Source organism: Streptomyces misionensis (assembly GCF_007896895.1).
In the GTDB taxonomy this organism is placed as follows: Bacteria; Actinomycetota; Actinomycetes; order Streptomycetales; family Streptomycetaceae; genus Streptomyces; species Streptomyces misionensis_A.
On the sequence record NZ_VOGW01000047.1, the window covers coordinates 29,831 to 54,424 of the forward strand.

At 73.7% G+C, this 24,594-nt stretch carries 2 protein-coding genes; both read left to right on the plus strand.

The genetic code is table 11. The annotated features are described in order from the left end of the window. The first annotated feature begins 21 nt into the window (after nucleotides 1-21). Entirely contained in the window at nucleotides 22-18,582 is an 18,561-nt protein-coding gene (locus tag FRZ03_RS08360) for a type I polyketide synthase (protein WP_146464526.1), read from the plus strand. A gap of 46 nt (nucleotides 18,583-18,628) precedes the next feature. Then, the coding region (locus FRZ03_RS08365; protein WP_146464527.1) for a type I polyketide synthase at nucleotides 18,629-24,594 on the plus strand (5,966 nt) is incomplete at its 3' end.

Sequence of the window (24,594 nt, forward strand, 5' to 3'; positions counted from 1 at the left end):
CCGCTACCGAGGACGTAAATCATGTCGAACGACGACAAGCTGAGGGACTACCTCAAGCGCGTGATGGTGGACCTGCGCCAGACCCGCAGGCAGCTGGGTGAGCTGGAGGCGAAGGACACCGAGCCCATCGCCGTCGTCGGGATGGCCTGCCGTTACCCGGGTGGGGTCGCCTCGCCCGAGGACCTGTGGCGGCTGGTCGCCGAGGGCGGCGACGGCGTGTCCGAGTTCCCCGCCGACCGCGGCTGGGACCTGGACACGATCTACGACCCCGAGCCCGGCCGGACCGGCCGCACCTACGTGCGCCAGGGCGGGTTTCTCGACGGAGCCGGCGAGTTCGACCCCGCGTTCTTCGGGATCTCGCCCCGCGAAGCCCTCGTCATGGACCCCCAGCAGCGACTGCTCCTGCAGACCTCCTGGGAGGCATTCGAACGCGCGGGCATCGACCCCACCACCGCACGCGGCACCCGGGCCGGCGTGTTCATCGGCACCAACGGCCAGGACCACGCCTACCTCCAGCGGCAGGGCGACAGCGACATCGAGGCCCACCTCGTCACCGCGAACACCGCCGCCGTGGTGTCCGGCCGCGTCTCCTACGCCCTCGGCCTCGAAGGACCGGCGGTCACCGTCGACACGGCCTGCTCGTCCTCGCTGGTCGCGCTCCACCTGGCCGCCCAGGCGCTGCGCCGCGGCGAGTGCTCGCTCGCCCTGACCGGCGGCGTGACCGTGATGGCCACGCCGAACACCTTCATCGCGTTCAGCGCGCAGCGCGGCCTGTCGCCCGACGGCCGCTGCCGCGCCTTCTCCTCGACCGCCGACGGCACGGGCATGTCCGAAGGCGTCGGCGTGCTCCTGCTGGAACGGCTGTCCGACGCCCGGCGCAACGGTCACCAGGTACTGGCGGTCGTCCGTGGCAGTGCCGTCAACCAGGACGGCGCCTCCAACGGTCTCACCGCCCCGAACGGCCCCGCGCAGGAGCGCGTCATCCGGCAGGCGCTGGAGAACGCGCGCCTGACCGCCTCCCAGATCGACGCGGTCGAGGCGCACGGCACGGCCACCACCCTCGGCGACCCGATCGAGGCCGAGGCGCTGCTCGCCACCTACGGCCGGGAACACCCGGCGGACCGGCCGCTGTGGCTGGGCTCCGTCAAGTCCAACATCGGCCACACCCAGGCGGCCTCCGGCGTCGCCGGGGTGATCAAGATGGTCATGGCCATCCGCAACGGCGTCCTGCCGCGCACGCTGCACGTGGCCGAGCCGACCGCCCGGGTCGACTGGTCGACGGGCGGAGTCAAGCTGCTCACCGAGGCCGTCGACTGGCCCGAGTCGGACCACCCCCGCCGCGCCGCCGTCTCGTCCTTCGGCGTCAGCGGCACCAACGCGCACACCATCATCGAACAGGCACCCGCGCCAGAGGAGGAGCCCGGCGCAGAACCCGCCGAACCCCCGGCCGCCGTCGTCGCACTGCCGTGGGTGCTGTCGGCCAAGAGCGAGACGGCGCTGCGCGCCCAGGCCGAGCGCCTGCTCTCCTTCCTGGACGACGACCACGACGGCGAGCCGGCCGACATCGGCCTCTCCCTCGCCACCACCCGCACCGCCTGGGACCGCCGCGCGGCCATCGTCGGCACGACCGTCACCGAACTCACCGAGGGATTACGGGCCTTCGCGTGCGGAGCCCCGTCCGCGGCCGTCGTGCAGAACGAGACCCACCCGGGCGACCGCACCGGCTTCCTGTTCTCGGGGCAGGGGTCGCAGCGGCTGGGTATGGGGCGTGGGTTGTACGCGTCGTATCCGGTGTTCGCGGCGGCGTACGACGAGGTGTGCGGTCTTCTGGAAGCCCCGGTCGATGTGGACTCCGAGGAGCTGCACGAGACGGGTTCGGCGCAGCCGGCGTTGTTCGCGGTCGAGGTGGCGTTGTTCCGGCTGCTGGAGTCGTGGGGCGTCAGGCCGGATTATGTGGCGGGTCATTCGGTGGGGGAGATCGCGGCCGCTCATGTGGCCGGGGTGTTGTCGCTTGAGGATGCGGCGAGGTTGGTGTCGGCGCGGGCCGCGTTGATGCAGGCGTTGCCTGCGGGTGGGGCGATGGTGGCGGTCCAGGCCACGGAGGACGAGATCCTGCCGTACCTGACCGACGAGGTGGGCGTCGCGGCGGTCAACGGGTCGCGGTCGGTAGTGGTTTCCGGCACCGAGGACGCCGTCCTGGCGGTCGCCGAGGTCTTCGCTCACGAGGGTCGAAAGACGTCTCGTCTGAAGGTCAGTCACGCGTTCCATTCGCCGTTGATGGAGCCGATGCTGGAGGAGTTCGCCGCGGTCGTCCGCGGCCTGTCCTTCAGCGAGCCGCGGATTCCGGTCGTTTCGAATCTCACGGGCCGTCTGGCGGAGCCGTACACCCCGGAGTACTGGGTCCGGCACGTGCGCGAGGCGGTCCGTTTCGCGGACGGCATCGAGACCCTGCGCGAGCTGGGCGTGACCACCTTCGTGGAGATCGGCCCCGGCGGTGTCCTGAGCGGTATGGCCCAGGGCTGCGTGGACGACATCGTCACCGTCCCCGTCCTCCGCGCCGACCGTCCCGAGCCGCGGGCCGTCGTCGCCGCGCTCGCCGAACTGCACGTGCGCGGGGCCGAAGTGGACTGGCACGCCTTCTTCCCCGGTGCCCGCCGCGTCGACCTGCCCACCTACCCCTTCCAGCGCGAGCGCTACTGGCTGGAGGCGCCCGAGGCCGGGGCGGCCGCCGTGGACGCGGTCGACGCCGAGTTCTGGGCGAGCGTCGAGCGCGAGGACGCCCAGTCCCTCGCCGCGACGCTGGAGCTGAGCCCCGGCGAACTGGATGTCGTCATACCGAAGTTGTCCGCCTGGCGGCGCCGCCGGCGCGAGCAGTCCGCGGTGGACGACCGGCGCTACCGGGTGCTCTGGCAGCCGCTGGACGGCCTCTCCGCCGGCGACCTCGCCGGGGGCACATGGCTGTTCGCCGCACCCGAGGGCGACGAGTGGGCGGACACGGTCCGCGCGGCCCTCGTCGGACGCGGCGCACACCTCGTCCCGCTGCCGGTCGGCGCCAAAGCCGACCGTGCCTTCCTGGCCCGGGAGTTGACCCGGACCGTCGCCGGAGCGGGCGCGCCGGACGGAGTTCTGTCGCTGCTCGCGACCGACGAGACCGCCGTGCCCGGGCATCCGGCGCTCGCGCGAGGTCTCGCGCTGACCGTGGCCCTGGCCCAGGCGCTGGGTGACACGGGCATCGACGCGCCGCTGTGGTGCCTCACCCGCGGCGCCGCCGCCACCGGCCGCGCCGACGACGCACCGATCAGCCCGGTACAGCACCAGGTGTGGGGCCTCGGCCGCGCCCTGGCCCTGGAGCACACCCGGCGCTGGGGCGGTCTGATCGACCTGCCCGCAGCCGTCGACGAGCGCGCCGCCGGGCGCCTCGCCGCCGTACTGAGCCAGGGCACCGGCACGCCGCAAGGCCGGGAGGACCAGGTCGCCGTCCGCGCCACCGGCGTGTTCACCGCCCGGCTCACCCACGCCCCCAGCGGCACCGCCCGGCCGTGGGAGCCGCGCGGCACCGTGCTGATCACCGGCGGTACGGGCGCGCTGGGCGGGCATGTCGCCCGCTGGCTCGCCGGAGCCGGGGCCGAACACCTGGTGCTCACCGGCCGCCGTGGCGCCGGCGCGCCCGGCGCGACCGCGCTGAAGGCCGAACTGGAGGAGCTGGGCGCGCGCGTCACCCTCACCGCGTGCGACGTAACCGACCGCGACGCGGTGGCGGCGCTGCTCGCCGAGCACGCCTTCACCTCCGTGTTCCACGCGGCGGGAGTGGAACAGTTCGGTCCCTTCGACGAGTTGACGCCGGCCGACTTCGCGCGCACGGTCGCGGCGAAGGCCAGGGGCGCCGCACACCTGGACGACCTGCTCGGCGACCGTGAGCTGGACGCCTTCGTCCTCTTCTCCTCGATCGCCGGCGTGTGGGGAAGCGGACTGCAGACCGCCTACGCCGCAGGCAACGCCTTCCTCGACGGGCTCGCCGCCCGGCGCCGGGCCCGGGGCCTGACCGCGACCGCGATCGCCTGGGGCCCCTGGGCAGACGGCGGCATGGTCACCGACGCCGACGAGGAGCAACTGCGCCGCCGGGGCGTTCTCACCCTGCCCCCCGCCCTCGCCGTGACCGCCGTCCAACGCGCCCTGGACTGCGACGACACCGCCGTCGTCGTCGCCGACATCGACTGGGAACGGTTCATCGGACCGTTCACCCTCGCCCGCCCGAGCGCCCTGCTGTCCGAACTGCCCGAGGTGCTCCGCGCCCGCACCGCCGCACCGGCCGGCACGATCACCGCTGCCGCGCCCCTGGCGGCCCGGCTCGCCGGACTGCCGGAGGCCGAACGCCTCCAGACGCTGATCGACCTGGTCCGCGCGCACGTCGCAGCCGTCCTCGGCCACTCCTCGGTGGCGCAGATCGAGCCCGACCGGGCCTTCAAGGACCTCGGCTTCGACTCCCTGACCGCCGTCGAACTGCGCAACAGGATCACCGCCGACACCGGTCTTCAACTGCCCACCACGCTGGTCTTCGACCACCCCAACGCCACCGCGCTCGCGCGCTTCCTCCAGGGCGAACTGCTCGGCACCCGGCCCGCCGAGCCGCAGGAGCGCCACACGGCCGCCGCCGACGAGCCCATCGCCATCGTCGCGATGAGCTGCCACCTGCCCGGCGGCATCGACTCGCCCGAGGCCCTGTGGGACCTGGTGATGTCCGGCGGCGACGCCATCTCCGCATTCCCGGCGAACCGCGGATGGGACGTCGAGGGGCTCTACGACCCCGATCCAGAGCGCCCCGGCACGACGTACGCGCGCGACGGCGGGTTCCTGTACGGCGCCGCCGACTTCGACGCGGGCTTCTTCGGGATCTCGCCCCGCGAGGCGCTGGCCATGGACCCGCAGCAGCGCCTTCTGCTGGAGACTTCCTGGGAGGCCTTCGAACGGGCCGGGCTCGGCCTCACCCAGTTGCGCGGCAGCCGGACCGGCGTGTTCGTCGGCATGGCCTACCAGGGCTACGGCGCCGACGTGCGCCGTACTCCGGAAGGCGTCGAGGGACACCGGCTCGTCGGCGGCGCGTCCAGCGTCGTCTCCGGGCGGGTCGCCTACACCTTCGGCCTCGAAGGCCCCGCCGTCACGATCGACACCGCCTGCTCGTCGTCCCTGGTCGCCCTCCACCTCGCCATGCAGTCGCTGCGCAACGGCGAGTGCACGATGGCGCTGGCCGGCGGCGTCACCGTCATGGCGAGCCCCCATGTCTTCGTGGAGTTCAGCCGGCAGCGCGGTCTGTCGCCCGACGGGCGCTGCAAGGCGTTCGGTGCGGGCGCGGACGGCACCGGCTGGTCCGAGGGCGTCGGTGTGGTGCTCGTGGAGCGTCTCTCCGATGCCGTGCGCAACGGGCACGAGGTGCTGGCCGTCGTGCGGGGCAGTGCGGTGAATCAGGACGGTGCGTCGAATGGTCTGACGGCTCCCAATGGTCCGGCGCAGCAGCGGGTGATCCGGCAGGCGCTGGCGAACGCGGGTCTGTCCTCGGACCAGGTGGACGCGGTGGAGGCGCATGGTACGGGGACGACGCTGGGTGATCCGATCGAGGCGCAGGCGCTGCTGGCGACCTACGGGCGAGAGCGTGAACGGCCGTTGTGGCTGGGGTCCCTGAAGTCGAACATCGGGCATGCGCAGGCCGCTGCGGGTGTGGCCGGTGTGATCAAGATGGTGATGGCGATGCGGCACGGTGTGCTGCCGCGGACCCTGCACGCGGACGAGCCTTCCCCGCATGTGGACTGGTCGTCCGGAGCGGTGCGGCTGCTGACCGAGGCCGTGGAGTGGCCGGACACGGAGCACCCGCGCCGGGCCGCCGTGTCCTCCTTCGGCGTCAGCGGCACCAACGCCCACACCATCCTCGAACAGGTCGCCACCGCAGCCGGGTTGCCCCCGACGCCCGACTCCGGCGCCCTCCTGCCCTGGGTGCTGTCGGGCAAGGGTGAGTCGGCGCTGCGCGCCCAGGCGGCCCGGCTGGCCGGCCACCTCGACACGCACGACGGCTGGACACCCCCCGACATCGGCCTCTCCCTGGCCTCCCGCGAGACGTTCGAAGATCGTGCGGTCCTCCTCGCGCAGAGCCCGGCCGAACTGCGGCAGGCCCTCACCGCCCTCGCCGCCGGTGAACCCGCGTCGAACGTGACCCTGGGCCGCGCCCGCTCCGGGGGCAAGGTCGGTTTCCTGTTCTCGGGTCAGGGTTCGCAACGGCTCGGTATGGGCCGTGAGTTGTATGACGCCTTCCCGGTTTTTGCTGATGCGTACGACGAGGCGTGTGCGCGTGTGGACGTGCCGGTCGATGTCGGCTCGGAGGAGTTGCATCGGACGGGGTGTGCGCAGCCCGCGTTGTTCGCGGTCGAGGTGGCGTTGTTCCGGCTGCTGGAGTCGTGGGGCATCAGGCCGGATTACGTGGCGGGTCATTCGGTGGGGGAGATCGCGGCCGCTCATGTGGCCGGGGTGTTGTCGCTTGAGGACGCGGCGAAGTTGGTGTCGGCGCGTGCGGCGCTGATGCAGGCGTTGCCTGCGGGTGGTGCGATGGTCGCCGTGCAGGCGGCGGAGGAGGAGGTCCTGCCGTTCCTGACCGGCGAGGCCGGTGTCGCGGCGGTCAACGGGCCTCGTTCCGTGGTGGTTTCCGGCGCCGAGACAGCCGTCCTGGCGGTCGCGGAGGCTTTCGCTCAGCAGGGCCGTAGGACGTCTCGGTTGAAGGTCAGCCACGCGTTCCATTCGCCGCTGATGGAGCCGATGCTGGAGGAGTTCGCGCAGGTTGTCGGCGGTCTGTCCTTCAACCGGCCTCGTATTCCGGTTGTTTCGAACCTCACCGGTCGTCTGGTCGAGTCGTACACCCCGGAGTACTGGGTCCGGCATGCCCGTGAGGCGGTCCGGTTCGCCGACGGTGTCCGAACCCTGCACGGCCTCGGTGTCCGGACGTTCGTCGAGATCGGTCCCGGTGCTGTCCTGAGCGGTCTGGCGCAGGATTGCGTGGACGGGGCGGTCGCCGTGCCGGTCCTGCGCGGCGACCGCCCCGAGCGGCGGGCCCTGCTCAGCGCGCTCGCCGAGCTGTACGTGCACGGACTCTCCCCGGACTGGCGGGCGTTCTTCCCCGGCGCCCGCCGTGTCACCCTGCCCACGTACGCCTTCCAGCGCGAGCGCTTCTGGCTGGAGGGGGACGAGGACCCGGCCGCCGCCGGCACCCCGGCCGACGCGGCGGACTCCGGCTTCTGGGACAGCGTGGAGCGCGAGGACGCCGACTCCCTCGCCGCGACCCTGGGCGTCAGCGCGGACGCCTCGCTGAGCGCGCTCCTGCCCCGGCTCTCCGCGTGGCGCAGACAGCACCGCGAGCGGTCCGAGGTCGACGGCTGGCGCTACCGCGTCACCTGGAAGCCGCTCGGCGCGTTCCCGGGGCCCGGCGCGTCCGGGACCTGGCTGCTCGTCGTGGCGGGGGAGAGTGAGTGGACCACCACGGTCCGCACCGCGCTCGGCGGGCACGGCCTGGACCTGGTGACGCTCGTCGCCGGGCCCGGCACCGACCGCGCCACCCTGGCCCGCGAGTTGGCCGACGCCGGACCCGTGGCGGGCGTGCTGTCCCTGCTCGCCGAGGACGAGAGCACCCCGACCGGCCACCCCGGCCTCCCGTACGGTCTCGCCGGGACCCTCTGCCTGGTCCAGGCGCTCGGTGACGCGGGCATCGACGCGCCGCTGTGGTGCGCCACGCGCGGCGCGGTGGCCACCGGCCGCTCCGACCGCGTGGACCGCCCGCAGCAGGCACAGGTGTGGGGCTTCGGCCGGGCCGCGGCGCTCGAACACCCGCGGCGCTGGGGTGGGTTGCTCGACCTTCCCGACGGGCTGGACGACCGTGCCGCCGCCCGCGTGGCCGACGTCCTCGGGCAGACGGCCGAGGACCAGGTGGCGATCCGCGCCTCGGGCGTCCACGGCCGCCGGTTCGTCCGCGCCGCCCCCGCCACCGGCCCCGACCAGCAGTGGGTCCCGCGCGGCACGGTGCTGATCACCGGTGGTACGGGTGCGCTGGGCGGGCACGTGGCCCGCTGGCTGGCCGGTGCGGGTGCGGAGCACCTGGTGCTCACCAGCCGCCGTGGCCTCGACGCGCCGAACGCCGCCGACCTGAAGGCCGAACTGGAGGAGACGGGCGTACGGGTGACCGTCGCCGCCTGTGACGTCACCGACCGCGCCGCGCTGGCCGCGCTGCTCGCCGAACACCCGGTCGACGCCGTCGTCCACGCTGCGGGCGTCGGCGACCACGTCATGATCGAGGAGTCCGACCCGGCCGGGTTCGCCCGCACGGTCGCGGCCAAAGCCGCGGGCGCCGCGCACCTGGACGAACTGCTGACCGGCCGGGAACTCGACGCGTTCGTCATGTTCTCCTCCGGCGCCGGCGTCTGGGGCAGCGCCGGACAGGCCGCCTACGCGGCGGCCAACGCCTACCTGGACGCCCTCGCCGAGCACCGGCGGGCGCGCGGGCGCACCGCGCTCGCCGTCGCCTGGGGCGGCTGGGCCGAGGGCGGCATGGCACGCGTCGGCGACGGCGAGGAGATGCTGCGCCGCCGCGGCCTGCCGCCGATGCGTCCCGCCCTCGCACTCTCCGCGCTCCGGCAGGCGCTCGCCGACGACGAGACCGCGCTCACCGTCGCCGACTTCGAGTGGGAACGGTTCATCGGCCCGTTCACCGTCACCCGGCCCAGCGCCCTGTTCGCCGACGTGCCCGAGGCGCGCCGCGCCCTGGAGGCCCCGGCCGCCGGCGCCACGCAGGCCGCAGACGCGCTCGCCGCGCGGCTGACCGGGCTGCCGGCCGGCGAGCAGGACCGCACGCTGACCGACCTGGTCCGCGCACACGCCGCCGCCGTGCTCGGCCACGACGGACCGGCCGCGGTGGAGCCCGACCGGGCCTTCAACGACCTCGGCCTCGACTCGCTCACCGCCGTCGAACTGCGCAACAGGATCACCGCCGACACCGGTCTGAAACTGCCCACCACGCTTGTCTTCGACCACCCGAACGCCACCGCCCTGGCCCGTTTCCTGCGCGCCGAACTGCTCGGCACGCAGGGCACCGCGGCACAGGAGCCGCGCACGGCCGCAGCCGACGACGAGCCCATCGCGATCGTCGCCATGAGCTGCCGCCTTCCCGGCGGCGTCGGCTCCCCCGAGGACCTGTGGCGGCTCGTGACATCCGGCGGCGACGCGATTACCGGCTTCCCCGAGGACCGCGGCTGGGACGTCGAGAACCTCTACGACCCCGACCCGGGCACCCCCGGCAAGACGTACGCGCGCGGCGGCGGATTCCTGCACGAGGCGGGGGACTTCGACCCCGCGCTGTTCGGGATCTCGCCGCGCGAGGCGCTCGCCATGGACCCCCAGCAGCGGCTGCTGCTGGAGACCACCTGGGAGGCGTTCGAGCGGGCCGGCATCGATCCGGCAGCCGTGCGCGGCAGCCGCACCGGCGTGTTCGTCGGCATGTCCTACCAGGGCTACGGCGCGGGCCTCGCACAGGTCCCCGAGGGGGTCGAGGGACATCTGCTCACCGGCAGCGCCGCGAGCGTCGTCTCCGGGCGCGTGGCCTACACGTTCGGCCTGGAGGGCCCGGCCGTCACCGTCGACACGGCGTGCTCGTCGTCGTTGGTCGCGCTGCACCTGGCCATCCAGTCGCTGCGGGGCGGCGAGAGCACCATGGCCGTCGCGGGCGGGGTGAACGTCATGGCCGTACCCGCCGCGTTCGTCGAGTTCAGCCGGCAGCGCGGACTGTCCGCCGACGGCCGCTGCAAGGCGTTCGGCGCGGGCGCGGACGGCACCGGCTGGGCGGAGGGGACCGGGGTGGTGCTGGTGGAGCGGCTGTCCGACGCCGTGCGCCACGGGCACGAGGTGCTGGCGGTGGTGCGGGGCAGCGCCGTGAACCAGGACGGCGCGTCCAACGGCCTGACCGCGCCCAACGGCCCCGCGCAGCAGCGCGTCATCCGCCAGGCCCTCGCCTCCGCCGGGCTCACCGAGGCCGACGTCGACGCGGTGGAGGCGCACGGCACGGGGACCACACTGGGCGACCCGATCGAGGCGCAGGCCCTGCTCGCCACGTACGGCCGGGAACGGCCGGCGGACCGGCCGCTGTGGCTGGGTTCGCTGAAGTCCAACATCGGGCATGCGCAGGCCGCCGCGGGTGTGGCCGGGGTGATCAAGATGGTGCTGGCGATGCGGCACGGCGTGCTCCCGCCGACCCTGCACGCGGACGAGCCGTCCCCGCACGTGGACTGGTCGTCCGGCGCGGTCCGCCTGCTGACCGAGGCCGTCGACTGGCCGCGGACGGGCCGCCCGCGCCGGGCCGCCGTGTCCTCGTTCGGCGTCAGCGGCACCAACGCGCACACGATCATCGAGCAGGCACCGGCGGCCGAGCCGGCCGCTGCCGCCCCGGCCGCCGCCGCCCCGGTCGAGATCACCTCAGCGACCGTGCCATGGGTGCTGTCCGGCAAGACCGAGGCGGCCCTGCGCGCCCAGGCCGCACGCCTGCTGCCCCTGGCCGCCGACGGCACCGGACCGTCCCTCACCGATGTCGGCTTCTCACTGGCCACCACCCGGGCCGCCCTGGAACACCGCGCCGCCGTGATCGGCGCCGACCGCGACCGGATCGCCGCGGGCCTGCGGGCCCTGGCCTCGGGTTCACCCGCCCCCGAAGCCGTCCTCGCTCGCCCCGGCACCGGCCGGGTCGGCTTCCTGTTCTCCGGGCAGGGCTCGCAACGCCCCGGAATGGGCCGCGAGTTGTACGCGGCGTTCCCGGCCTTCGCGGAGGCGTACGACGAGGTCTGCGCCCACCTCGACCGGCATCTCGACCGGCCGCTGCGGGACGTGGCGTTCGGCGACCAAGACAACGAGGACGGCCACGAGGTGGGCCACGAGGAGGGCGCGGACCTGGACCGCACCGCCTTCACCCAGCCCGCGCTGTTCGCGCACGAGGTCGCCGTCCACCGGCTGCTGGAATCCTGGGGCGTACGACCGGACTACCTGGCCGGGCACTCCGTGGGCGAGATCGCGGCCGCGCACGTGTCCGGCGCCCTGTCGCTGGAGGACGCGGCCACCCTGGTGACGGCCCGCGCCGCGCTGATGCAGGCGCTGCCCTCGGGCGGCGCGATGATCGCCGTACAGGCCACCGAAGAGGAAGTCCTGCCCCACCTCACCGAAGGGGTGACCGTCGCCGCCGTCAACGGCCCCGCCTCGGTGGTGATCTCCGGCACGGAGTCGGCGGCCCTGGCGATCGCCGAGGTCTTCGCTCGACAGGGCCGCAAGACATCCCGGTTGAAGGTCAGCCACGCGTTCCACTCCCCGCTGATGGAGCCGATGCTGGACGAGTTCGCCCGCGTCGTCGGCGAGCTGCGCTTCGACACGCCCCGGACACCGGTCGTCTCCAACCTCACCGGCGAACTCGTCGACGTGTACACGGCCGACTACTGGGTTCGGCACGTCCGTGAGGCCGTGCGCTTCGCCGACGGCATCCGGACCCTGGGCGAGCTGGGCGTGACCACGTTCGTGGAGACCGGCCCCGGCACGGTGCTCAGCGCCATGACCCAGGGCTGCCTGGACGGCGCGGTCACCCTCGCCACCAGCCGGTCCGGCAGTCCTGAGCCGGAGGAAATCACCGTCGCCGTCGCCCGGCTCCACGTGCACGGCGTCCCCGTCGACTGGCAGGCGTTCTTCAGCGGCCGCGGCGCCCGGCGCACCGACCTGCCCACCTACGCCTTCCAGCACCAGCGGTACTGGCTGCGGACCACGGCGCCCACGGTCGCCGTCGCGGAGACCGACGCCGTCGAGGCCGGATTCTGGGAGACGGTGGAGCGCGAGGACGCCCGGTCCCTCGCCGCCACCCTCGACCTGCCCGCCGAACAACTGGACGCGGTGCTGCCCCGGCTGTCCGCCTGGCGACGGCAGCGGCGCCGGGACTCTGCCGTCCAAGGCCGGACCTACCGCACGAGCTGGCAGCCGCTCAGCGGACTCCGGACGCACGAACTGGCCGGCGACTGGCTGTTCCTGATCCCCGAAGACGCCTCGGCCCCCGAGAACCCGCCGGCCCCCGAGAATCCGCCGGCCCCCGAGGGCCTTTCGACCGGCGAGGACCCTTCGACCGGAGAGGACCGCTTGGCTTCCTCTTCCTCGGCCGTCGAGTGGGCCACCGCCGTCGCCGAGGGGCTCGCCGCGCGCGGGGCCCGGCTGATCCGGCTGGCGGTCGCCCCGGCCGCCGACCGTGACGTGCTGCTGCGCCTGGTCCGTGACGCCGCGGGGGAGACCCCGGTCGACGGAGTGATCTCCCTGCTCGGCACCGACGAGCGCCCCCACGTCGCCCACCCGGACCTCTCCGTCGGCACCGCACTGACCCTCGCGCTCGTCCAGGCCCTGGGCGACGCGGACATCGACGCCCCGCTCTGGACGCTGACCCGCGCCGCCGTGTCCACCGGCCGCGCGGACCACGTCCCGAGCGCCGTCCAGCACGCCGTCTGGGGTCTGGGCCGGGTGGCGGCGCTGGAGCACGCGGCGCGCTGGGGCGGGCTGGTCGATCTGCCGGGCACGGTGGACGACCGGGTCGTGGGCCGACTCGCCGCGGTGCTCGGCCAGTCGGCGGAGGACCAGGTCGCGATCCGCCCTCACGGCGTGTTCGGCCGCAGGCTCCTCCATGCCCCCGCCCGCCGCGAACCGCAAAACGACCGTTCGTGGTCGCCGCGCGGCACGGTGCTGATCACCGGTGGTACGGGTGCGCTGGGCGGGCACGTGGCCCGCTGGCTGGCCGGTGCGGGTGCGGAGCACCTGGTGCTCACCAGCCGCCGTGGCCTCGACGCGCCGGACGCGGGGGAGCTCGTCGCGGAACTGGAGGCGACGGGCGTCCGGGTCACCGTGGCTGCCTGTGACGTCGCCGACCGATCCGCGCTGGCCGCGCTGCTCGCCGAGCACCCGGTGAACGCCGTCGTCCACACGGCCGGCGTGGATCACCTGGAGCCGCTGGCCGCCATGACCCCGGACGCCTTCGCCGACGTGCTGTCCGCCAAGGCGACCGGCGCCCTCCACCTCCACCAACTGCTCGCCGAGCGGGAGTTGGACGCCTTCGTCCTCTTCTCCTCCATCGCCGGGGTGTGGGGCAGCGGCCACCAAGCCGCCTACGCGGCGGCCAACGCCCTGCTCGACGGGCTCGCCGAACACCGTCGCGCCCAAGGACTGCCCGCGACCGCCGTCGCCTGGGGCCCGTGGGCAGGCGGCGGCATGGCCGAGGGCGACGGCGCGGACGAACGACTGCGCCGCCGCGGCCTCCTCCCGATGCCCACCGCGCTCGCCCTCGCCGCCCTCCGAAAGGCGCTGGAATCCGGCGAGGCGACCACCACCGTCGCCGACGTCGACTGGGAACGGTTCCTGCCCCCGTTCACCGTGGTCCGCCCCAGCGCCCTGCTCGGCGGCCTCCCGGAGGCCGAACGCATCCGCACCCCCGACGAACCCGGCACGGCCGCCGCCTCACCCATGGCCGACCGCCTCACCGGGATGCCCGAGACCGAGCAGCACACGCTGCTGGCCGATCTGGTCCGCACCCATGCGGCGGCCGTCCTCGGCCACTCCTCGACGGCGGAGATCGAGCCCGACCGGGCCTTCAAGGACCTCGGCTTCGACTCCCTGACCGCCGTCGAACTGCGCAACAGGCTCAATACGGCGACCGGCCTCACCCTGCCGCCCACCCTGGTCTTCGACCACCCCAACGCCCTCGCGCTGGCTCGGCAGTTGCGCACCGAACTCACCGGCCTCCCCACCACGACCACACCGGAGACGGCCACCGCACCCGCCACGGACGACGATCCCGTCGCGATCGTCGGTATGGCGTGCCGGTACCCGGGTGGGGTGCGTTCGCCGGAGGACCTGTGGCGGCTGGTGGTATCCGGTGGTGACGCGGTCGGTGACTTCCCGGCGGACCGTGGCTGGGACGTGGAGGGCATCTACGATCCGGACCCGGAGGCGGCGGGCAAGACGTATACGCGTCGCGGTGGGTTCCTGTACGAGGCGGGGGAGTTCGATCCCGGGTTCTTCGGGATCAGTCCGCGTGAGGCCGTGGCGATGGATCCGCAGCAGCGGCTGCTGCTGGAGACGACGTGGGAGACGTTCGAGCGGGCGGGCATCGACGCGGAGTCGGTGCGAGGCAGCCGTACCGGTGTCTTCGTCGGCTCCGGCTACCAGGACTACGCCGCCCAGGCCTTCCACGCTATCGACGACTCCGAAGGCTTCTTCGGCACCGGCAACTCCGCCAGCGTCATGTCGGGCCGCATCGCCTACACCCTCGGCCTGGAGGGCCCCGCCGTCACCGTCGACACGGCCTGCTCCTCCTCGCTCGTGGCCCTGCACTGGGCGATCCAGGCGCTGCGCAACGGAGAGTGCTCGATGGCGCTGGCCGGCGGTGTGATGGTCATGTCCACCCCACGGGCCTTCGTGGAGTTCAGCCGGCAGCGCGGTCTGTCGCCCGACGGGCGGTGCAAGGCGTTCGGTGCGGGCGCGGACGGCACCGGCTGGGCGGAGGGCGTCGGCATGCTCCTGGTGGAGCGGCTGTCCGACGCCGTGCGCAACGGGCACGAGGTGCTGGCCGTCGTGCGGGGCAGTGCGGTGAACCAGGACGGTGCGTCGAATGGTCTGACGGCTCCCAATGGTCCGGCGCAGCAGCGGGTGATCCGGCAGGCGCTGGCGAACGCGGGTCTGTCCTCGGACCAGGTGGACGCGGTGGAGGCGCATGGTACGGGGACGACGCTGGGTGATCCGATCGAGGCGCAGGCGCTGCTGGCGACCTACGGGCGAGAGCGTGAACGGCCGTTGTGGCTGGGGTCCCTGAAGTCGAACATCGGGCATGCGCAGGCCGCTGCGGGTGTGGCCGGTGTGATCAAGATGGTGATGGCGATGCGGCACGGTGTGCTGCCGCGGACCCTGCACGCGGACGAGCCGACCCCGCACGTGGACTGGTCGTCCGGAGCGGTCCGGCTGCTGACCGAGGCCGTGGAGTGGCCGGACACCGATCACCCGCGCCGGGCCGCTGTGTCGTCCTTCGGCGTCAGCGGCACCAACGCCCACACCATCCTCGAACAGGCGCCACCGACCCCGGCCGAAGAGCCCACCACCGGTCCGGCCCTCGTGCCCTGGGTGCTCTCCGGCAAAACCGGCCCCGCGCTGCGCGACCAGGCACGAAGCCTCCTGGCCTTCCTGGACGACGGCGTCTCGCCGGCCAATGTCGGCTTCTCGCTGGCCACCACGCGCACCGCCCTGCGCCACAGGGCGGCCGTCATCGGCGAGACCCAGGACGACTTCCGCCACGGACTGCGCTGCCTGGCCGACGGAACGCCGTCCCCCACGGTCGTCCAGGGCCGGCCGGGGGGCAAGGTCGGCTTCCTGTTCTCGGGTCAGGGTTCGCAACGGCTCGGTATGGGCCGTGAGTTGTATGACGCCTTCCCGGTTTTCGCTGATGCGTACGACGAGGTGTGTGCGCGTGTGGACGTGCCGGTCGATGTCGGCTCGGAGGAGTTGCATCGGACGGGGTGTGCGCAGCCCGCGTTGTTCGCGGTCGAGGTGGCGTTGTTCCGGTTGCTGGAGTCGTGGGGCGTCAGGCCGGATTACGTGGCGGGTCATTCGGTGGGGGAGATCGCGGCCGCGCACGTGGCCGGGGTGTTGTCGTTGGATGATGCCGTGCGGTTGGTGTCGGCGCGTGCGGCGCTGATGCAGGCGTTGCCTGCGGGTGGTGCGATGGTCGCCGTGCAGGCGGCGGAGGAGGAGGTCCTGCCGTTTTTGACCGGCGAGGCCGGTGTCGCGGCGGTCAACGGGCCTCGGTCCGTGGTGGTTTCCGGTGCCGAGACAGCAGTTCTGGCGGTCGCGGAGGCTTTCGCACGGCAGGGCCGTAGGACGTCTCGGTTGAAGGTCAGTCACGCGTTCCATTCGCCGTTGATGGAGCCGATGCTGGAGGAGTTCGCGCAGGTTGTCGGTGGTCTGTCGTTCAACCGGCCTCGTATTCCGGTTGTTTCGAACCTCACCGGTCGTCTGGTCGAGTCGTACACCCCGGAGTACTGGGTCCGGCATGTCCGTGAGGCGGTCCGGTTCGCCGACGGTGTCCGGACCCTGCACGGCCTGGGTGTCCGGACGTTCGTCGAGATCGGTCCCGGTGCTGTCCTGAGCGGCATGGCGCAGGATTGCGTGGACGGGGTGGTCACGGTGCCGGTTCTGCGGGGTGACCGCTCCGAGCCGCGCGCGTTGGTGGGGGCGTTGGCTCAACTGCACACGTGTGGTGTGTCGGTGGACTGGGGTGTGTTCTTCGCGGGTGCGCGCAGGACGGGTCTGCCGACGTACGCGTTCCAGCACGAGCGGTACTGGGTGGAGCCGTCGGGGTCTGTCGTCGAGGCGGTGGATCCGGTGGAGGCGGAGTTCTGGGAGACGGTGGAGCGTGAGGATCTGGCGGCTCTCGCGAAGACGCTGGACGTCGGGGCGGGGGACACGTTCGGTGAGGTCCTGCCGAGGCTGTCCTCGTGGCGGCGGCAGCGCAGGGAGCAGTCCGCCGTGGACCGCTGGCGCTACGCAGTCACCTGGCAGACGGTCGCCGACACCGCGCTCAACGGTGCAGTCGGCAACGGCATTTGGCTGGTCCCGGTGAGTGCCGGGCGGCTCGGTGACGACTGGGTCACCGCGTGCCTGCGTGCGCTGACCGAGCGGGGCCTGGCCCCGTTGCCGGTCCCGGTCGAGCCGGCCACCGGCCGCGCGGACCTGGCCGCCCGACTCGCCGATGCGGCCGGTGACGAGACCGTGGCGGGCGTCCTGTCGCTGCTCGCCGCCGACGGCGAGGCCGCCCCGGCGGTCGGGCTGACCGTCGGCGTCGCACTGTCCGTCCTGCTCGTCCAGGCCCTCGGCGACGCGGGCATCGACGCCCCGCTGTGGTGCGCGACCCGGAACGCGGTAGGCGTGGGCCCTGCCGACGAGGTGGCTGACCCGTACCAGTCCCAGGTCTGGGGTCTGGGCCGGGTGGCGGCGCTGGAGCACGCGGCGCGCTGGGGCGGGCTGGTCGATCTGCCGGGCGCGGTGGACGACCGGGTCGCCGGACGGCTTGCCGCGGTGCTCGGCCAGTCGGCGGAGGACCAGGTCGCGATCCGTGCCCACGGCGTGCTCGCGCGGCGTCTGTCGCGGCTGCCCGCCGCCCGAAGCGACCGTTCGTGGTCGCCGCGCGGCACGGTGCTGATCACCGGTGGTACGGGTGCGCTGGGCGGGCACGTGGCCCGCTGGCTGGCCGGTGCGGGTGCGGAGCACCTGGTGCTCACCAGCCGCCGTGGCCTCGACGCGCCGAACGCCGCCGACCTGAAGGCCGAACTGGAGGAGACGGGCGTACGGGTGACCGTCGCCGCCTGTGACGTCACCGACCGCGCCGCGCTGGCCGCGCTGCTCGCCGAACACCCGGTCGAATCCGTCGTCCACACGGCCGGCACCGCCGAGGCGGGCATGCTCGCCGAGACGAACCTCGACGCCTTCGCGGCGACGGTCGCCGCGAAGGCCCTCGGAGCCGCCAACCTCCACGAACTGCTCGGCGAGCGGGAGCTGGACGCGTTCGTCCTCTTCTCCTCCATCGCCGGCGTATGGGGAGGCGGCGGGCAGGCCGCGTACTCGGCCGCGAACGCCTTCCTCGACGCTCTGGCACAGCACCGGCGGGCCCGGGGCCTCGCCGCGACCTCGATCGCCTGGGGCCCCTGGGCCGAGGGCGGCATGGTCGCCGACACCGGGGACGAGGAGCGGCTGCGCCGGCGCGGCCTGACCGCGCTGCGGCCGGACCGGGCGCTCAGGGCGCTGCACGCCGCGCTGAGCGCCGGGGACGGCACGCTCACCGTGGCGGACGTGGACTGGGCGCGGTTCGTCGTCCCGTTCACCCTCGGCCGGCCCAGCCCGCTGCTCGGCGACCTGCCCGAGGTCAGGGAGGCCCTCGCGCGCAAGCCCGCCGAGCCCGCCGGGGAGCGGGCCTCGGAGCCGTCCGCGCTGGGGGAGAGGCTGGCCGCGCTGTCCGAGGACGAACGGCGGCGCCTGCTCGTGGACACGGTCTGCGCGCACGCGGCCGCCGTACTCGGCCACAGCGGACCCGCCGCGGTCGAACCGGACCTGGCGTTCCGGGACCTCGGCTTCGACTCCCTGACCGCGGTGGAACTGCGCAACCTCCTCACCACCGACACCGGCCTGACCCTGCCCGCGACACTGGTCTTCGACCACCCGACGCCCGAGGCGATCGCCCGCCACCTGGGTGCCGAACTCGATGGCGGGACGGGCCCGGACGAGGTGTCGGTCTTCAGCGAGCTGGACCGGCTGGAGACGGTCATCTCGACGGCCACCGCCGCCGAGGAGACGGTCCGGTCCGGGGTGCGCAGGCGGCTTCGGGAACTGCTGGCCCTGGTGGACTCCGCCCAGGGACAACGCACGGAATCGGCCGACGCGCAGCGGCGGCTCCAGGACGCGACGGTCGACGACATCTTCGATCTGATCGATCAAGATCTAGAAATTTCCTAGTTCTTGGCGCTCTACCTTTGACGACAGCCGAGGACGGATGAGGCGGATGAGCAGCAACGAAGACAGGCTTCTCGAGTATCTCAAGCGCGTCACCGGAGACCTGCGACAGGTCCGGGAGCGCCTGCGCGAGGTCGAGGAGAAGGACCGGGAACCCGTCGCGATCGTCGGTATGGCGTGCCGGTACCCGGGTGGGGTGCGTTCGCCGGAGGACCTGTGGCGGCTGGTGGTGTCCGGTGGTGACGCGGTCGGTGACTTCCCGGCGGACCGTGGCTGGGACGTGGAGGGCATCTACGATCCGGACCCGGAGGCGGCGGGCAAGACGTATACGCGTCGCGGTGGGTTCCTGTACGAGGCGGGGGAGTTCGATCCCGGGTTCTTCGGGATCAGTCCGCGTGAGGCCGTGGCGATGGATCCGCAGCAGCGGCTGCTGCTGGAGACGACGTGGGAGACGTTCGAGCGGGCGGGCATCGACGCGGAGTCGGTGCGGGGCAGCCGTACCGGTGTCTTCGTCGGCTCCGGCTACCAGGACTACGTCAACCTCCTCGTCGGGGTGGGCGGCGAGTCCGACGGCCATCTCGGCACCGGCAACTCCGCCAGCGTGATGTCCGGTCGCATCGCCTACACCTTCGGCCTGGAGGGCCCCGCCGTCACCGTCGACACGGCGTGCTCCTCCTCGCTCGTGGCCCTGCACTGGGCGATCCAGGCGCTGCGCGGCGGCGAGTGCTCGATGGCGCTGGCCGGCGGTGTGATGGTGATGACCACGCCCACCGCGTTCGTGGAGTTCAGCCGGCAGCGCGGTCTGTCGCCCGACGGGCGGTGCAAGGCGTTCGGTGCGGGCGCGGACGGCACCGGCTGGGCGGAGGGCGTCGGCATGCTCCTGGTGGAGCGGCTGTCCGACGCCCGGAGGAACGGGCACGAGGTGCTGGCCGTCGTGCGGGGCAGTGCGGTGAACCAGGACGGTGCGTCCAACGGCCTGACCGCGCCCAACGGCCCCGCGCAGCAGCGGGTGATCCGGCAGGCACTGGCCTCGGCCGGCCTGTCTCCCGCCCAGATCGACGCCGTGGAGGCGCATGGTACGGGGACGCAGCTGGGTGATCCGATCGAGGCGCAGGCGCTGCTGGCGACCTACGGGCGGGAGCGACCGGAGGGACAGCCGTTGTGGCTGGGGTCCCTGAAGTCGAACATCGGGCACGCCCAGGCCGCCGCGGGTGTCGGCGGGATCATCAAGATGGTGATGGCGATGCGGCACGGCGTGCTGCCCCGCACTCTGCACGTCGATGAGCCGACCCCGCACGTGGACTGGTCGTCCGGAGCGGTCCGGTTGCTGACCGAGGCCGTGCAGTGGCCGGACACGGATCACCCGCGCCGGGCCGCCGTGTCCTCCTTCGGCGTCAGCGGCACCAACGCCCACACCATCCTCGAACAGGCACCTTCGGTCCAGGGCGAGGCGCCCGCACGGGGCACCGCCGACGGCCCCCTGGCGTGGGTGCTCTCCGCCCGGAGCGAGGCGGCGCTGCGCGACCAGGCGGCCCGGCTGCTGCCTTACACGCGGGGTGACGCCCGGCCGCGGGACATCGGGCTGTCGCTGGCCACGACCCGCGCGGCCATGCGCCACCGGGCCGCTGTCGTGGGAGAGGACGGAGAAGAACTCGCCGCCGCACTGGCCGAGTTGGCCGCCGGAGCTCCGTCGTCCGGGGTGCTGCTCGGGCGCCCGGCAGGCGGCAGGACCGGCTTCCTCTTCTCCGGGCAGGGCTCGCAGCGCCTCGGCATGGGCCGCGAACTGTACGCGGCCTTTCCCGTGTTCGCCGCCGCCTACGACGAGGTGTGCGCACTCCTGGACGCCCCGGTGAACGTGGACGACGAGACGCTGCACCGGACCGGTCGCGCCCAGCCCGCGCTGTTCGCGGTCGAGGTCGCGCTGTTCCGGCTCCTCGAATCCTGGGGCGTACGGCCCGACTTCGTCCTGGGCCACTCCGTGGGCGAGATCGCGGCGGCGCACGTGGCCGGTGCGCTGTCCCTGCAGGACGCGACGAGGCTGGTCTCCGCGCGGGCCGCGCTGATGCAGGCGCTGCCCCCGGGCGGCGCGATGATCGCCGTACAGGCCACCGAAGAGGAAGTCCTGCCCCACCTCACCGAAGGGGTGACCGTCGCCGCCGTCAACGGCCCCGCCTCGGTGGTGATCTCCGGCACGGAGTCGGCGGCCCTGGCGATCGCCGAGGTCTTCGCTCGACAGGGCCGCAAGACGTCCCGGTTGAAGGTCAGCCACGCGTTCCACTCCCCGCTGATGGAGCCGATGCTGGACGAGTTCGCCCGTGTCGTCGGCGGGCTGTCCTTCGACGAGCCGCGGATGCCCGTGGTCTCGAACCTCACCGGCCGTCTGGTCGAGTCGTACACCCCGGAGTACTGGGTCCGGCATGTCCGTGAGGCGGTCCGGTTCGCCGACGGTGTCGAGACCCTGCACGGCCTGGGTGTCCGGACGTTCGTCGAGATCGGTCCCGGTGCTGTCCTGAGCGGTCTGGCGCAGGATTGCGTGGACGGGGTGGTCACGGTGCCGGTTCTGCGGGGTGACCGCTCCGAGCCGCGCGCGTTGGTGGGGGCGTTGGCTCAACTGCACACGTGTGGTGTGTCGGTGGACTGGGGTGTGTTCTTCGCGGGTGCGCGCAGGACGGGTCTGCCGACGTACGCGTTCCAGCACGAGCGGTACTGGGTGGAGCCGTCGGGGTCTGTCGTCGAGGCGGTGGATCCGGTGGAGGCGGAGTTCTGGGAGACGGTGGAGCGTGAGGATCTGGCGGCTCTCGCGAAGACGCTGGACGTCGGGGCGGGGGACACGTTCGGTGAGGTCCTGCCGAGGCTGTCCTCGTGGCGGCGGCAGCGCAGGGAGCAGTCCGCCGTGGACCGCCGGCGCTACCGCGAGTCGTGGCAGCGCCTGACCCGGCTCGCCCCCGCCGGCCCCGTCGGCACCTGGCTGCTGGCCCTGCCGCGGGAGGAGAACGAGCAGACCGCCGCCGTCCGTGCCGCGCTCGCCGCCCGCGGCGCCACCCTGAAGACGCTGGTCGTCGGGGAGACCACCGAACGGGCCGTACTGGCCGCCGAGTTGGCTGCGGCCGGCCCGGTCGACGCAGTGCTGTCCCTGCTCCTCACCGGCGACCCGGTGCTGCCCACCCTGCTGCTCGTCCAGGCCCTCGGCGATGCGCGCATCGACGCCCCGCTGTGGTGCCTCACCTCGGGCGCGGTGGCCGTCGGCGGCTCCGACGCGGTACACGACCCCCGGCACGCCCAGGTCTGGGGCCTGGGCCGCACCGTCGCCCTGGAACACCCTCGGCGCTGGGGCGGCCTGATCGACCTCCCGCGGAGCGTCGACACACAGGCCGCCGCACACCTCGCCGACGTGCTGGGACAGGCACTGACGGCCCGACGGGAAGGCGAACCGACGGGCCGCCGGGCCGAGGACGGGACGGGCCCCCGGGCGGACGCCGCAACGGGCCGATGGACGGAGGACCAGCTCGCCGTCCGTGCGTCCGGCGTCCACGCCCGGCGGCTCGTCCACGCGCCGGCCCGCGCCGCCACCCGCCGCTGGCGGCCCCGCGGCACCGTCCTCGTCACCGGCGGCACGGGCGCGCTCGGCGCCCACGTCGCCCGCTGGCTGGCGCGCGGCGGCGCCGAACACCTGGTCCTCGCCGGCCGCCGGGGGCCAAACGCCCCGGGCGCCGCCGCCCTGCGCGACGAACTGGAGGCACTCGGCGCCCGCGTCACGCTCACCGCCTGCGACGTCGCGGACCGCGACGCCGTCGCCTCCCTGCTCGGCCGGCACACCTTCACCGCCGTCGTGCACGCCGCCGGGGTCGCCGACGCGGAGCTCGTGGACACCACCACCCCGGCCGCCTTCGCCGCCGCGCTCGCCGCCAAGGCCGGCGGCGCGGCACACCTGGACGAACTGCTGGGCGACCGGGAGCTGGACGCCTTCGTGCTCTTCTCCTCCGTCTCCGGCGTCTGGGGCAGCGGCGGCCAGGCCGCCTACGCCGCAGGCAACGCCTTCCTCGACGCCCTCGCCCGGCGGCGCCGCGACCGCGGGCGCACCGCCACCGCCGTCTCCTGGGGCCCCTGGGCCGACGGCGGCATGGTCGAGGACGGCGACGACGAGGCGCGGCTGCGCCGCCGCGGCCTGCGCCCGATGTCCCCCGCGACGGCGATCACCGCCCTGCAACGCGCCCTCGACCGCGACGAAACCCAGCTGACCGTGGCCGACGTGGACTGGGCCCGCTTCATCGTCCCGTTCACCCTCGGCCGGCCCAGCCCGCTGCTCGGCGACCTGCCCGAGGTGCGCGCGACGCTCACCGAGGCCGCTCCCGCACCGGGCCACGGCTCCGGGGCGCTCGCCGAGACCCTGGCCGGGCTGCCGCCCGAGGAACGTACCCGCACCCTGGTGGACCTCGTGCGCACGCACGCCGCCGCCGTCCTCGGCCACCGCACGGCGGGCGCCGTCGAGGCCGACCGGCCCTTCCGGGACCTCGGCTTCGACTCCCTCACCGCGGTGGAACTGCGCAACCGGCTCAACGAGGCCACCGGACTCGCCCTGCCCACGACGCTGGTCTTCGACCACCCCACGGCCACCGGCCTCGCCGCCCACCTGCTCGCCGAACTCACCGGCGGCCGGACCGAGTCGGCCACCGAGAACGCGGCCACCGCCGTCCTCGACGAACCGATCGCCATCATCGCGATGGCCTGCCGCTACCCCGGCGACGTGCGCTCGCCCGAGGACCTGTGGGACCTGGTCGCCACCGGCCGCGACGCGATCTCCCGCTTCCCCGCCAACCGCGGCTGGGACACCGAGGCGCTCTACCACCCGGACCCCGACCATCCCGGCACCACGTACACCGTGCACGGCGGATTCCTCCACGACGCCGACGAGTTCGACCCGGCGGTCTTCGGCATCAGCCCGCGCGAGGCCGTCGCCATGGACCCGCAGCAGCGCCTGCTCCTGGAGACCACCTGGGAAGCCTTCGAACGCGCCGGGATCGCCCCCGACACCATGCGCTCCACCGCCACGGGCGTCTTCGTCGGCTCCGGCTACCAGGACTACACCGGCCGCCCGCTCAAGGTCCCCGACGGCGTCGAGGGCTACCTCCCCAGCGGCAACGCGGCCAGCGTGATCTCCGGCCGGCTCTCCTACGCCTTCGGCCTGCAAGGCCCCTCGGTCACCGTCGACACCGCGTGCTCGTCCTCACTGACCGCCCTCCACCTCGCCGTCCAGGCGCTGCGCAACGGCGAGTGCGCCATGGCACTGGCCGGCGGCGTCATGGTGATGGCCGGACCGTCCGCGTTCACCATGTCGAGCCGGCAGCGCGCGCTGTCCGCCGACGGCCGCTGCAAGGCGTTCTCCTCCTCAGCCGACGGCACCGGCTTCGCCGAGGGCGTGGGCCTGGTCCTGGTGGAGCGGCTGTCCGACGCCCGCCGCGACGGGCACCGGGTGCTGGCCGTGATCCGCGGCAGCGCCGTCAACCAGGACGGCGCCTCCAACGGCCTGACCGCGCCCAGCGGCCAGGCACAGCAGCAGGTCATCCGGCAGGCACTGGCCAACGCCCGGCTCGCCCCGCACGAGGTGGACGCCGTGGAGGCCCACGGCACCGGAACCCGGCTCGGCGACCCGATCGAGGCACAGGCGCTGCTGGCCACCTACGGCAAGGAGCGCGCCGAGGACCGGCCGCTGTGGCTCGGCTCGCTGAAGTCGAACATCGGCCACGCGCAGGCCGCCGCGGGCATCGGCGGCGTCATCAAGATGGTGATGGCCATGCGCCACGGCGTGCTGCCCCGGACCCTGCACATCGACGACCCCACCCCCGACGTCGACTGGTCCGGCGGGGCCGTGCGCCTGCTCACCGAGCAGACCGCCTGGCCCGGCCACGGCCGGCCGCGGCGCGCCGCCGTCTCCTCGTTCGGGATGAGCGGCACCAACGTCCACACCATCATCGAGCAGGCCCCCGAGACGGACCCCCCGCCCACCGGCGGGCCTGC